Annotated in this window: 12 protein-coding genes; 3 read left to right on the forward strand and 9 right to left on the reverse strand. The window is 64.1% G+C overall.

Annotated features, from left to right (window positions below; all coding sequences use genetic code 11):
- Positions 1-39: 39 nt before the first annotated feature.
- From LB568_RS01830 to LB568_RS01860, 7 genes are all read right to left on the reverse strand, one after another.
- Positions 40-747: a DUF1045 domain-containing protein gene (locus tag LB568_RS01830; RefSeq protein WP_013891730.1), complete on the reverse strand. Its 708-nt coding sequence runs from the start codon at positions 745-747 to the stop codon at positions 40-42.
- 153 nt (positions 748-900) lie between these two features.
- Positions 901-1,713: a 5-deoxy-glucuronate isomerase gene (iolB, locus tag LB568_RS01835; protein ID WP_224728874.1), complete on the reverse strand. Its 813-nt coding sequence runs from the start codon at positions 1,711-1,713 to the stop codon at positions 901-903.
- Between the two features lie 168 nt (positions 1,714-1,881).
- On the reverse strand, positions 1,882-2,100 hold the full coding sequence (locus LB568_RS01840; RefSeq protein ID WP_013891728.1) for a hypothetical protein: 219 nt from the start codon (positions 2,098-2,100) through the stop codon (positions 1,882-1,884).
- Positions 2,101-2,143: 43 nt separating this feature from the next.
- On the reverse strand, positions 2,144-3,061 hold the full coding sequence (gene iolE / locus LB568_RS01845) for a myo-inosose-2 dehydratase (protein WP_224728875.1): 918 nt from the start codon (positions 3,059-3,061) through the stop codon (positions 2,144-2,146).
- A gap of 82 nt (positions 3,062-3,143) precedes the next feature.
- A complete protein-coding gene (gene iolD, locus LB568_RS01850) occupies positions 3,144-4,994 on the reverse strand; it encodes a 3D-(3,5/4)-trihydroxycyclohexane-1,2-dione acylhydrolase (decyclizing) (RefSeq protein WP_224728876.1) in 1,851 nt (616 codons plus the stop codon).
- 50 nt (positions 4,995-5,044) lie between these two features.
- On the reverse strand, positions 5,045-6,979 hold the full coding sequence (locus LB568_RS01855) for a bifunctional 5-dehydro-2-deoxygluconokinase/5-dehydro-2-deoxyphosphogluconate aldolase (RefSeq protein ID WP_224728877.1): 1,935 nt from the start codon (positions 6,977-6,979) through the stop codon (positions 5,045-5,047).
- 222 nt (positions 6,980-7,201) lie between these two features.
- Positions 7,202-8,047: a MurR/RpiR family transcriptional regulator gene (locus tag LB568_RS01860; RefSeq protein WP_013891724.1), complete on the reverse strand. Its 846-nt coding sequence runs from the start codon at positions 8,045-8,047 to the stop codon at positions 7,202-7,204.
- 261 nt (positions 8,048-8,308) lie between these two features.
- Here LB568_RS01860 and LB568_RS01865 point away from each other — a divergent pair, with 261 nt between their 5' ends.
- Complete coding sequence (locus LB568_RS01865; RefSeq protein ID WP_224728878.1) at positions 8,309-9,418, forward strand: Gfo/Idh/MocA family protein; 1,110 nt, start codon at positions 8,309-8,311, stop codon at positions 9,416-9,418.
- Between the two features lie 229 nt (positions 9,419-9,647).
- Positions 9,648-10,616, forward strand: coding sequence for a hypothetical protein (locus LB568_RS01870; RefSeq protein WP_224728879.1), 969 nt, complete (start codon positions 9,648-9,650; stop codon positions 10,614-10,616).
- Between the two features lie 13 nt (positions 10,617-10,629).
- Here LB568_RS01870 and LB568_RS01875 read toward each other — a convergent pair whose 3' ends face one another.
- Positions 10,630-11,124 carry a YegJ family protein gene (locus tag LB568_RS01875; protein WP_224728880.1) on the reverse strand — a complete coding sequence of 165 codons (495 nt, stop codon included), beginning with the start codon at positions 11,122-11,124 and terminating at the stop codon, positions 10,630-10,632.
- Between the two features lie 136 nt (positions 11,125-11,260).
- Between LB568_RS01875 and LB568_RS01880 the strand changes: the two genes are divergently transcribed.
- A complete protein-coding gene (locus tag LB568_RS01880) occupies positions 11,261-12,883 on the forward strand; it encodes an FAD-binding oxidoreductase (protein ID WP_224728881.1) in 1,623 nt (540 codons plus the stop codon).
- A 46-nt stretch (positions 12,884-12,929) separates the two neighbouring features.
- Here LB568_RS01880 and LB568_RS01885 read toward each other — a convergent pair whose 3' ends face one another.
- Entirely contained in the window at positions 12,930-13,451 is a 522-nt protein-coding gene (locus LB568_RS01885; RefSeq protein WP_224728882.1) for a hypothetical protein, read from the reverse strand.
- Position 13,452: the final 1 nt, after the last annotated feature.

The raw sequence follows: 13,452 nt of genomic DNA on the forward strand, positions 1-13,452 counted from the left end.
CAGGCAATCCTTGGTTCTTCCGGTCGGAACTGTTCCGGCTCAGGCGGTCTTTCTGGCCGGGCGGCGCCCAAGCGCGTGATGGGAAAGCACCATGAACGGTGCCCCCGGTTCGAGTTCGACGAACAGCGTCAGCGCGTCCACCAGCACCGGCTGCGAAAGCACCTCCGCGAACAGGCTGTCGATTGCTGCGCGCAGACGTGGGCTTTCCTGTGGCCCGGCCCGGCCGGACAGCGTCATGTGGAAGCGAAAAGTCTCGAAGACATAAGGGTAGCCCCACTGGCAGAGGTTGCGAAACTCGGCCGGCTTCAGCGAATCCGGGCTGCGCCGCTCGATCTCGGCCTCGGTCAGCGGCGCACGAAAGCGGTCGAAATCGCGCACCACGTCATCGGCGAAACGGTTGAGCGGCGGCAGCGGCCCTTCCGGCACGAGCGCGAAAAAACTGTCGATCTGGCTGACGACGAGACGCGGGATCGTCACCACCGGCGTTGCTTCGGCAAAATGGTCGAGTGCCGCGCGCAGCGAGGCCTCGGTCTCGTTGGCCGCCAGGCGGAAGGGCGCCTTCAGCGTCGCGTGAAAGCCGTAGCGGCGCGCCGAAGCAGTGTGGAAGGCGACTTCCGCCGCCGACAAATCCGCCACCGCCTCGACTGGCTTCGTCGCGGCGCCGAACGGGTCGCGGCCTAGCCAGTTGGCGGCGATCCGCGCCAGCGGTTCGTCCTGCCGGGGGGTGAAATAAATGGCATAACGCATGAAAAATCCTCGTCAGTCTCGCTGCCATAGGTGATTTCCATGACGGATTGACGAAGCTTTGAAGGGTTTTCGATGGCAAATCGACCCCTGTCGGTCCTTAGCCGACGATTTTTCCGAGCTGGACCAGTGGCTTCGGCCGAAAACCCGGAACGGTCAGGCCTTCATCAACCATTCGTGCTCGGGCGCATTGTGGAATTTCCACGTCCGCTTCGGTCCGGCCATGACGTTGAGATAATAGAGGTCATAGCCATGGCAGGCGGCGCAGGGATGGTAGCCCTCGGGCACCAGCACGATATCGCCGTCCTCGATCGCCATCGCCTCGTCGAGCGCGCGATGGCCGCTCTTGTCGGCGTCGGTATAGACGCGCTGGAAGGCAAAGCCCTGCGGCGGGTTGAGGCGATGATAATAGGTTTCCTCGAGATAGGATTCGGCAGGCAGATTGTCCTGGTCATGCTTGTGCGGCGGATAGCTCGACGTGTGGCCGCCCGGCGTGATCACCTCGACCACCAGCAGCGAGTCCGCTGGCTGGCCTTCCGGCAGGATGTTGGTGACATAGCGCGTGTTGGTGCCCTTGCCGCGCACCTCCTGACCGAGATCGTCGGGTCCAATCACCCGAACCGGCAGCCCGCCGCCGAGGCCCGGTGCCGAACAGACGGCGAGTTCCAGTTCGGTGTCCGCCGTCACCGACCAGTCCGATCCCTGCGGCACATAGACCGACCATGGCTTGCCCTCGAAGGGCGACATACGTTCGCCGAGCAGGCCGAGGTCCTTGCCGCCGGCTTTCGCCTTGCCCTTGCCGGTGACGAACACCAGGCAGATTTCGCGGTCGTCCATCTTTCCGGAAGCCGTTTCGCCCGGCTTCAGCCGATGCAGGTCGAAACCGACATAGGTCCAGCCGGCGTTTTTCGGCGTCACATGAGCGACGCGGCCATGGCCTTTGCCGGCTTTGACGAGCAGCTTCGACATTTTTTGTCTCCTATCGCAGATATTCGAGGTGCGCCGAGGCCCCCGCCTTCGTCATCCTAGGGTCTGCGCCGCGCCGCGTCGCTCCTTGCTCCGCCCCAGGATGACGAGGCGGGAGGCGTTTCAGGCAATCTCCAACGCACGCGACCCGTTCCGCGCCCAACGGCCCCTCTATTCCTTCGGTTCGGCCTCGGCCGGCGCCTTGCTCTCATCGACCGGCTTGTAGAGGTAGAAAAACTGCCAAACGCCGTAGCCGGCGAAGCCGAGCGCGATGACGCCCCAGAACGGGGTGCCGGTGGCGAACTCGATGATCGACCAGATGACGCAGACCGCGACGACGGCGACACGCCGCCAAAGCGGGCGGAAGAAGGGGTGCTCGGAATCTTTCATCGCGCCAATCTACAGCAACCTGCTTCGCCGTGAACCCATCGCGTCAGGCATTCGGAAAACCCTGGGTTTCGACCGTATAGCCGGCGGCGGTCATCACTCGCATCAGCTCCTTGTGGCCAAGCTGCGCCATCTTCAGCGGCGGGTTCTTCTTCGGGTCCTGCTCGGCCTCGACCACGAACCAGCCCTCATAGCCATGGTCGGCGAAGCGCTGCACGATGGCGCCGAAATCCAGCGAGCCGTCGCCCGGCACCGTGAAGGCGCCGAGCGCCACCGCGTCGAGGAAGGACTGCTTGGTGCGGTCGAGCCGGTCGATCACATCCATGCGCACATCCTTCACATGCACATGGCTGATCCGCTTGTGGTGGTTGTCGATGGCGCGCAGCACATCGCCGCCGGCGAAGGCCAGATGTCCGGCGTCGAGCAGCAGCGGAATGCCTTCGCCGGAATGGCGCATGAAGGCATTGAGCTCCGGCTCGGTCTCGACCACGGCGGCCATGTGGTGGTGATAGGACAGCGGCATGCCTTGCCCGGCACACCATTCGCCGAAAGCGGTCACGCGCTTGGCATAGGCCTTCATCTCATCGTCCGAGAGTTTCGGCTTGGTGGCCAGCGGCTTGGAGCGGTCGCCCTGAATCGAGCGGCCGACCTCGCCATAGACGATGCAGGGCGCGTTGACCGCCTTGAACAGGTCGATCATCGGCTGGATACGATCCTGGTTCTTCGCCATCTCCTCGTCGACCAGCGTGCCGGAAAACCAGCCGCCGCACAGCGTCACGTCAGCCTTCTTCAGGATCGGCAGCATGACAGCGGGGTCGTTGGGAAAACGCCGGCCCATCTCCATGCCGGTGAAGCCGGCCGAACGCGACTGGCGCAGGCATTCTTCCAGCGACACGTCATCGCTGAGTTCGGCAAGATCGTCGTTCCACCATGCAATGGGGGACATGCCCAGTTTGGCTTTCAAGTTTTAGCTCCGGTTTCTTGTTCACCCTCCCCCTTGTGGGGAGGGTCGCTGCGCAGCAGCGGGGTGGGGGTCAGCGCCGATATCAATCGCCAACGCTCTGCATCTGCCGCTTTTCGTCATAGGCCTTGCGTGCCGCATTGACCTGTGGTCGCGCCGACACTTCCGGCACCGCCACATCCCACCAATGGCCGCCGGCATCGGTGGAGGCCAGCGGGTCGGTGTCGATGACCAGCACCGTGGTGCGGTCGTTTGCCTTGGCCTTTTGCAGCGCATTTTCCAGCCCGGCGATCGACGGCACTTTTTCGGCGATCGCGCCCAGGCTCGCCGCGGGCGCGGCGAAGTCGATGTCGGGCAGGATCTCGTGGCGCGAGTCCTTCAGGAGGTTGTTGAAGTTGGCGCCGCCGGTGGCCATCTGCAGCCGGTTGATGCAGCCATAACCTCTATTGTCGAGCACCACGATGGTGAGCTTCAGGCCGAGCATCACCGATGTGGCGATTTCGGAATTCATCATGAGGTAGGAGCCGTCGCCGACCATGACGACGATCTCCCGGTCGGGCTTGGCCATCTTGGCGCCGAGCCCGCCGGCAATCTCGTAGCCCATGGTCGAGAAGCCATATTCGCCATGGTACGAGCCCGGCGCTCCCGCCTGCCAGAGTTTATGCAGTTCACCCGGCAGGCCGCCCGACGCGTTCAGCAAAATCACGCCTGACCCCATTGCACGCTGCACGGCGCCGATCACCTGCGCATCCGAGGGGAAGGCAGCGTTGGTCGAGGCCGTCACCTTGGAGGCGTCAACCTGCCAGGCCTTCTTGCCGGCAGCGGAATTGTCAGTCCAGGAGGCAGGTGCTTTCCAGCCGCCCAGCGCGGCACCCAGTTCGGCCAGTCCTTCGGCCGCGTCGGCGACCAGCGGCAGCGCGCGGTGCTTGCCGGCATCGAAAGGCTGCACGTTGAGCCCGATGATGGTCTTGCCGGAATTCTTGAACAGCGCCCACGAGCCGGTGGTGAAATCCTGCAGGCGCGTGCCGATGGCCAGCACCACATCGGCCTCTTCGGCCAGCCGGTTGGCGGCAGACGTGCCGGTGACGCCGACCGCCGCCATGTTGAGCGGATGATTGTCCGGCAGCGAGGATTTGCCGCCTTGCGTCTCGCACACAGGAATGCCGGCACCTTCCACGAATTTCGCCAGTTCATCGGAAGCCTGCGAATAAAGCACGCCGCCGCCGGCGATGATCAGCGGCTTCTTCGCGCCCTTGAGCGCCGCCACCGCCGCTGCCAGTTCGCCGCGATCCGGACGCGGCCGGCGCTGGTGCCAGACTCGCTCGGCGAAAAAGCTCTCGGGATAGTCGTAGGCCTCCGCCTGAACGTCCTGGCAGAGCGAAAGCGTCACCGGGCCGCATTCGGCCGGATCGGTCAGCACGGCCATGGCGCGGCTCAGCGCCGGGATGATCTGCTCCGGCCGGATGATGCGGTCGAAATAGCGCGACACCGGGCGGAAACAGTCATTGACCGTCGCCGTGCCATCGGAAAAGTCCTCGGCCTGCTGCAGCACCGGATCGGGAATGCGGTTGGCGAAGACATCGCCTGGCAGAAACAGGACGGGCAACCTGTTTACGTGCGCCAGTGCCGCAGCCGTCACCATGTTGAGCGCGCCCGGGCCGATCGACGAGGTCGCGGCCATGAAGCGGCGGCGGAAATTGGCCTTGCCATAGGCGATCGCCGCATGCGCCATCGCCTGTTCATTATGGGCCCGAAAAGTCGGCAGTTCGTCGCGAACCTGGTACAGCGCCTCGCCGATGCCGGCGACATTGCCATGGCCGAAGATCGCCCAGACGCCGCCGAAAATCGGAACCGTCTTGCCGTCGATCTCGGTCAACTGGCGGCTGAGGAAGCGGGTCAGCGCCTGCGCCATCGTCAGGCGGATTGTCTTGCTCATGGTGTTTTCCTCCGCGGTCCTGCGTCGCGTCTTGTTATGCTGCGCTCTTCTTATGCTGCTTTGCGGCCGCGCGCGGCAAGCCACGCTTTGGTCAACTGCTCGAAGCGCGACGCCATGTCGGCGATGGCTTCGTCATCCGACATCTTGCCGGCCAGCCATTGTTCGGCCGCATGGACGAAGATGGTCCGGCCGACGGCAAAGCCTTTCACGATCGGTGCCTTGGCGGTGGCGGCGAAGGCCGCTTCCAGCTCGTCCTGCGGCGCTTCCAGCCCAAGCAACACGATGCCCCGGCACCATGGATCGTGTTTCAGGATGACGGCTTCGATCCTGGCCCACGCGCCGCTCGACGCCTGCGGTTCGAGCTTCCACCAGTCCGGTTTGATGCCGAGCGCATAGAGTTCCTCCAGCGCGCGCGGGATCGTTGTGTCGTCGAGCTTGCCGTGCTTGCCGGCGATGATCTCGATGAGAAGCTCCCGGCCGACTTTCCGTGCGGCTTCGAACAGCGCGCGCAGCTTCTGCTGCTGCTCTTCCTTGAGCGCCGCCGGATCGTCCGGGTGGTAGAAGCACAGGCACTTGATGCAGTGATCGACCGGCCATTCCACCAATTGCGAGCCGATGTCCTGCGAGAATTCGAAGCGCAGCGGCCGCGAGCCCGGAAGTTCCACCGGCCGGCCGAGCCAGGCGAAGGGATGGCGGGCGAATTCGAACATCGCCTCGCGGCCATGTTTCTCATCGATCAGCATGCCGTAGCCGTCGCGCCCGGCGGCGACCTTGGCCGCCGCCTTGACCGCCAGCACCTTGAAATCGCGAATGCGTGCCGGATCGGCGCCGGCCTTCGCGGCGACATCCTCGAGCTGGATGCGATGATCGCAGGCGAGCGCCATCAGCGAGGGAACGTCGCGCCGGCGGGTTGTCGCCCAATGAATGTGGTTGATCGCCTCGTCCTTGCGCAGCGCCCGATGCTTGCTGCCGTTCTTGAGGAAGAACTGCAGCTCCTCGAAGGTCGGATATTCCGGCGCGCACAGCAGCCGCGAGACGGCGAAGGCGCCGCAGGCATTGGCCCAGGTCGCCGCCGTCGCATGGTCTTCGCCGCCGAGCCAGCCGCGCAGGAAGCCGGACATGAACGCGTCGCCGGCGCCGAGCACATTGTAGATCTCGATCGGAAAACCCTTGCCGACGATGCCGTCTTCCAGATCGTCGCTGATCGGCCCGTCATAGACGATGCAGCCCATGGCGCCGCGCTTGAGCACGATGGTCGCCGAAGACAGCGCGCGGATCGTCTTCAGCGCGCTCAGGCAGTCGTCGGCGCCGGACGCGATCATAATCTCTTCCTCGGTGCCGACGATGAGATCGCAATCGGGCAGCACCGTCTTCAACTGGGCCGAGACCCGATCGGACTTCACATAGCGCTCGAAGCCCTCGGCATGGCCGGCGAGGCCCCACAGGTTCGGCCGGTAGTCGATGTCGAAGACCACCTTGCCGCCCTTGGCTTTCATGATGCGGATCGCCTTGCGCTGGGCGGCATCGCTGTTGGGGCGCGAAAAATGCGTGCCGGTGACGACGATCGCGCGCGCCGAGGAGATGAACGCTTCGTCGATATCCTCCTCGGCCAGCGCCATGTCGGCGCAGTCCGAGCGGTAGAAGATCATCGGCGAAACGCCCTCATCCTCGACCGAAAGCAGCACCAGCGCGGTCAGCCGTTCCTTGTCGGTCTTCAACCCGTCGGTGTTGACGCCTTCGCGCTTCAACTGCTCGCGGATGAAGCGGCCCATCTGCTCGTCCCCGACGCGCGTCAGCAGCGCCGAGCGCAGGCCGAGCCTGGCCGTGCCGACCGAGATGTTGGCCGGGCAGCCGCCGACCGACTTGGCGAAGGAGGTGATGTCCTCCAGCCGCGAGCCGATCTGCTGGCCATAGAGGTCGACCGAGGCACGACCGATGGTGATGACGTCGAGCGGCGCCTGTCTTGCGTCCACGGCTTCGCTCATTGGAACCTCCCGTCGGTCTTGTTGTCATGAACAACATTGTTTGGGTAACACGCGCGAGCGGCAGCGTGGCGCCGGCAATATGAAATAATAATTCCAATCCATAGTCAATATGGAATGAGCATTCCCAGGCTGAAAAGTACGGGAGCATGATCCCCGACCGAAGCCGCGGCAAGCGATCGGCTGGGTCCGGTTTCTGGCCGGCCGCGTCGCGTCAGGACAGGCTCAGGCCTTGCGCTTGCGGCTGACGTCGCGCCGTTTCTCGCCGACGCCGACGGTCAGCGCCATGGCCAGCGCCATCGTTGCCGACAGCGAACGGAAGCCGGCGAAATCCGCCTCGGCAACCTCGAACCACACGCTGGCGAACTGGGCAAGCGGCGAAAACGAACTGTCGGTGATGGCCACGATCGGCACGCCCTGCTCGGAAATGGCGCGGGCTTCCTCGATGGTGGCCGGCGCGTAGGGCGAGAAGCTGATGGCGATGACGGCGTCCGCCGGCGTGGCGAAGCTGACCATCTCGGCGTTCAGGCCGGCTGCCGATTCGATCAGCTGGTTGCGGATCTTCAACTTGCCCAAAGCATAGGCGATGTAGCTCGCCACCGGGTAGGAGCGCCGCTTGGCCAGCACATAGATGGTCTGCGCCTTCGCCAGCAGCGAAATCGCATCTTCAAGGTGCGCGTCGTCAAGCGTGCGCGAAATGTCGTTGAGCGAGGTGCTGGCGGCGGCAATGAAACCGTCGAAGATCGCCCGGTGGCCGGCGCCGGCATCGGCCTTGGCGCGCAGCGCCTGCAACCGCTCGTCATAGGACGAGTTGCGCTCGCGCAGCCGCTCGCGAAACACCTGCTGCAAGCTGGTGAAGCCATCGAAGCCAAGCTGCTGGGCAAAGCGGATGAGGGTGGAGGGCTGCACCCCGGCCGAGGCGGCGATGCTGGCCGCCGTGCCGAAGGCGATGTCGTCGGGATTGTCGAGCGCATAGGCGGCGATCTGCGCGATACGCTTGGGCAGGCTTTCGCGCCGATCGAGGATCGTGGCGCGCAGCGTCTCGAAGTCGCGAGGTACCCGTTCGTCCATCGTCGGCCCGTCCAAGCTTGTCCAAAGCGCGTCACGTCGAAGCGGTTTCAGTCGGCGCGCTTTAGGCCGTTTGATTCCATGCATGTCGCTGTCCCAAACCACTGCGCACTTTGGGCGACATGCACTGGAAGCATCCTCTCTGCCCCATCATAGCGAGCCTGCGCAAGAACACCATAAAAAATGAGGCAGACATTCCATTCCCGATAAAAATGGACTAATTCATCCACTCAACCTTTGTGGTCAGTGGAGGAACAAGGAAAGATGGTCGGCGTAGGTCTTATCGGCACGGGTTTCATGGGCAAATGCCACGCCATCGCGTGGAGCGCCGTCGGTGCCGTCTTTCCGGGCGTGGCCAAGCCACGGCTCGTCCATCTCGGCGAGGTCAATGAGGACTTGGCCCGGCGCAAGGCCGGCGAATTCGGCTTCGAGAAGGCGTCCGGCGACTGGCGCGCCGTCGTCAACGATCCGGAGGTCGATATCGTCTCGCTGACCACGCCCAACCAGTTCCATCCGGAAATGGCCATCGCGGTTCTTCAGGCCGGCAAACATCTGTGGTGCGAAAAGCCGATGGCGCCAAGCTTCGCCGAGGCCGAGGCGATGGCGGAAGCGGCGAAGAAGTCAGGCAAGGTCGCCGCGCTTGGCTACAACTACATCCAGAGCCCGGCCATCCGTCACATCGGCGCGCTGCTCGACGAGAAGATCATCGGCGAGGTCAACCATCTGCGCATCGAGATGGACGAGGATTTCATGGCCGACCCGGAAGCGCTGTTCTTCTGGAAGCACGAGGCCGCTTCCGGCTATGGCGCGCTCGACGATTTCGCCGTGCATCCGCTGTCGCTGGTCTCGGCGCTGTTCGGCCGCGTCGCCAGCGTCATCTGCGACATGGCCAAGCCCTATGCCGACCGCAAGCTGGCGGCGGGCGGACGCCGCCCGGTCGAGACCTATGATATCGCCAGCGTCTTGATGCATCTGGAAAACGGCATTGCCGGCACGCTGCTGGTCAACCGCTCGGCCTGGGGCCGCAAGGGCCGCATCGCCATCCAGATATTCGGCTCGAAAGGGTCGATCCTGTTCGACCAGGAGCGGATGAACGAGTTCCAGCTCTATCTCACGTCCGATCGCCCGACCGAACAGGGCTATCGGACCATCCTGGTGGCGCCGCAGCACAAGCCCTACGATCTTTTCGTGCCGGCGCCCGGCCACAGCCTGGGCTTCAACGATCTCAAGATCATCGAGTGCCACGAACTGTTGACGCGGCTTGCCGGCAAGCCGGCGCGGCTCATCGAGTTCGGTGAAGGGCTGGAGATCGAACGCACCGTGCATGCAATGGCATGTTCCTTCGAGGAAAAGCGCTGGGTCGACGTGAGGTAGAGCGGCTGCTTCCCTTCTCCCCTTTGTGGGAGAAGGTGTCGCCGAAGGCGACGGATGAGGGGTGTTCCAGGGAACGCCAGCGTCTCATTCCGCTGGAACACCCCTCAACCGTCTCGGCGCTGACGCGCCGATCCACCTTCTCCCACAAGGGGAGAAGGAGAAGTGCCATCCGTCTGGCGTCGCTCCAACAAAACCAGCTATCATGCCAGCATAGCTTGCGGGGTTGGCGATGGAAACAGCGGATTTCATGCCTGGTGAGGCGGCCACCGCCGCCATCTGGAAAGACATCGAGAGCTATGAGGCGGCGCGGGCCTCGGTGGCGCGGCAGGTGCGCTGGCGGGTGCCGGTGTTCGTCGGCCTGGTGGTGGTCGCCGTGGTGGTGCTCACCTGGCTGTTCAACAAGGTCGCCGACCCAAACGAGCAGTGGTTCTCGCCGCCGCATGTGTTCCTCTATGCCGTCGGATTCGCGGCTTCGATCCTGCTCTACTTCCAGGCCATGAAGCCCGCCGCCCGGCTGCAGCAATCGTTCCGCCAAACGCTGCTGCCCATCATCTTCGGCTTCATCCGCGATGTGCGCTACCAGCATGGCGGCAGGCCGAATTCCTTCGACCGGCTGCCGCGCGAGGCGGTCGGGCCGTTCAACCGGCAAGCGTTCGACGATGTCATTTCGGGCCGCTACGAGGAGTTTCCGTTCGAGCTCTACGAAGCGGAATTGCGGGAAGGGACGGGCAAGGGCTCATCGACGGCCTTCAAGGGCGTCATCGTCGCCTTCGAGGCCATCGAGCCGTTCCCGGGAATCCTGGTGGCGACGCGGCGCACCAATGCGGTCATCGGCTTCTTCCGCGGCATGTTCACGGCCAGGATGCAGGAGCTGTCGTCGGGTGAGCCCCTGCTTGACGCGGCTTACGAATTCCGCACCGACAATGTCGAGGCGGCGCGGCCGCTGGTGACCGGCCGGCTGGCGCAGGCGCTGAAATGGCTCGGCGAAACCTGGCCGGACGATCCGGCCCGCGTCGCGCTCAATGGCGGCGACGGTTTCCTGCTGTTGCCGCAAGCGAAGAACTTCTTCGAGCTGCCGGACATTTCGGTGCCGCTCGATTACACCAGGCACGTCGCGCCGATGATATCAGACATGGGCGCCATGCTGGCCACGGCAGCGCTGGTGCGCAAGATCGGCGCAAAGGACGCGGCGGGTTAGCCGAGCTTGGCCGTCAGCAATCGAAGCCGTATTTGTCGCGCATGGTGTCCACCTCTTCCTTCGACATCTTCTTGAACATCACGCAGACGGTGAAGCTGCCGACCTGCCGTCCATCGCGGGTATAGCCCCAATCTGAAATATCGTCCCGGGTGAATTCGATGTTCTGGCCGAGGACGACGTTGCGCACTTGTTCCGGCTGGTTCGCCAATATGCCGACAAAGCCGGTTTCGGTGCGCCGGAACGGGATGACCGAGAAGTGCTCGGTGACGTTGCCGTCGCGCACCTTGACCTTCAATTTGAACCTCTCCGTGCCGGAGGGAGGAGCCTCGGCCAAGGCCAGGAATTCATCGAGGCTGGTGAGCGCCTGCGCGGTCGCGGCGGCCATTTCGGGATCGTCCTTGGTAAAGATAATCGTCTTGTCGTCACCCGGGTCCACATCCTGCGCACAGGCGGATCCAGGCCCAAGCGCCAGCATCAGCGATATTATGGTCCGGAATACAAACTTCATGGAATGACGTCCCCCTCTGGCTGCCTATACTCTCGTGCATTCGTTTCGAATTTGCAACCATAGCGCGTATCCCCGGTGTCGCCGCTATGGTTTTTGCCGAACAGCCGCGCTATCCCTTGGCCAACGGGGGATATTCATGGCCGAGCACCAAAAAGGGTTTCGCCTGTCGCGGCGGCTGCTGCTGGGTGCGGCGGTGGTCGGCGGCGCGGTGCTGTGGGGCGGAACCACCATGGCGCGGCTTGCGCGCGGGCCCTCCGGGCCGAAGAATGCCGGCCGCATCGCCGATGTCGACGGCATTGCCCTGCCGCTGAAGCCGCTCGGGAACGCACCGGTCTTCGATCCCGCGCTGCCCTGGTCGGCCAAGGGCGGCGACATCAACGATGCCAGCGGCCTGTCGAGGACGCCCGTTTATGGCGTGGTCGAGGTCGGCGAGGAGGACCACATCGCCAGGGCGTTGGCCTTCGCCCGCGCCAACGGCCTGAAAGTCTCGCTGGCCGCAATCCGTCACTCGATGGGCGGCCATGCCTTCGACGACAACGCGCTGGTGCTCGACCTCAGAAATTTCAACAAGGTGACCGTCGACGCGGCGGCCAAGACCATGACGGTGCAGCCGGGCGCGTGCTGGCACGATATCCAGAACATGCTGCATCCGCGCTTCGCGGTGAAGTCTATGCAGTCGACCGACATCTTCTCCGTCGGCGGTTCGCTGTCCGTCAACGCGCATGGCATGGACCACCAGGCGGGCTCGGTTGCCGGTTCGATCCGCTCGATGCGGGTGATGCTGGCCGACGGGTCCGTGACCACCTGCTCTCCGAGCGAGAACACCGGGCTGTTCCGCCATGTCGTCGGCGGTTACGGTCTGTTCGGCGTGGTGCTGGAGGCGACGCTCGATATCGTCGACAACGCCGTCTACCGGACCTCGCGCGAAATCATCAAATCCGACGACTTTCCGAAATTCTTTGCCGAGGTGCTGGAGCCGAACAGGGGGATCGGCCTGTTTTACGGCCATCTGTCGACGGCGCCGGGCAATTTCCTCGAGGACATGATCGTCTATCGCTACGACAAGGTGGCCGAGCAGCCGCCGGCCGGCCAGCCCGAGATCGGCGAGCCGGAGGGTGTCGGGCTGAAGCGGGTGATCATGAACCTGGCCAAGAAGGGCAGCCTGTTCCAGGAGCTGAAATGGTTCACCGAAAAGACGCTGGAGCCGAAATTCGAGAGCTGCACGGTGGCGCGCACGGCTGCGATGGCGCAGGGCGAGGCCTGCCTCGTCACCCGCAACAACCCGATGCACGATTCGGTGCCCTATCTCTTCAACGATTTGATGGATGAGACCGACATCCTGCACGAATATTTTATTCCACGCGCGGCGTATAATCCATTCATCGCCGAGGCCCGCGAGATCCTGCGCAACCAGAACCTGCCTGTGCTCAACGCGTCGGTGCGCATCGTCCACAAGGAGGATTTGGCGCTGACCTATGCACCGGAGCCGGCCTATTCGCTGGTGCTCTACATCAACCAGCCGACCGATGCGGACGGCAACGCGAGAATGCGGGCGCTGACGCGGGCGCTTATCGACGTGACGATCCGGCATGGCGGGCGGTTCTTCCTGCCCTACCAGCTGCACTACACGGCCAGGGAGTTGCTGGCGTCGTACCCCGAGCTGCCGGCCTTCCTGGCGGCAAAGCGGCAATATGACCCGGCGGAACTGTTTTCCTCGACCTTCTACCGCGCCATCAAGGCGCTGAGCGGGGTGGCGTAGGCCGGGTAGAATTTCTTGAAGGCGCCGGAGAGCGCGGCGTTCGAGCCTACAGCCCCGTCGGCATCAGGCCCGTCAGCCAGTTGACCGAGCGTTTGGCCGCGTCGGCGGTCGCAGAGGCGGCGCGGCCGAGGTCGGTCTTGACCACGGCGTAGCCGCTCTTGGTGCGGTAGAGCACGCCGGTGCCGCCATCGACCACCTGCTCATAGGCGACAGGCCGGGCGGCGGCCGCTTCCAGGGCCGTCGTCGGCGAGCCGACCGGAACGCTCGGCCGATGGCTGAGCTCGGGCGGCAGCGGGCTTTGGGTTTTGACGATCCTGCTGGCGGGCTTCAGTTCCGGGCGGGAGGCGGTGGCTGCCAGTTGCGAGGAGGACGACGAACCCTTCGTGCGGCAGATGCCGGAGACGAGCGGATAGTTGAAATTGCGCTCATGCAGGATCTGGCTCTTCATCGCGGATTCGCACTCGGCGATGGTTGACCACTTGGCCGGCGTCTCGCCGATATATTCGCACAGCTTGGCGTCGCAGTCGCAGCCGACGATGGTCATGGCGACAAGGGCGGTCTTGATCACG

This window comes from Mesorhizobium sp. B263B2A (assembly GCF_020165775.1).
Lineage (GTDB): Bacteria > Pseudomonadota > Alphaproteobacteria > Rhizobiales > Rhizobiaceae > Mesorhizobium > Mesorhizobium opportunistum.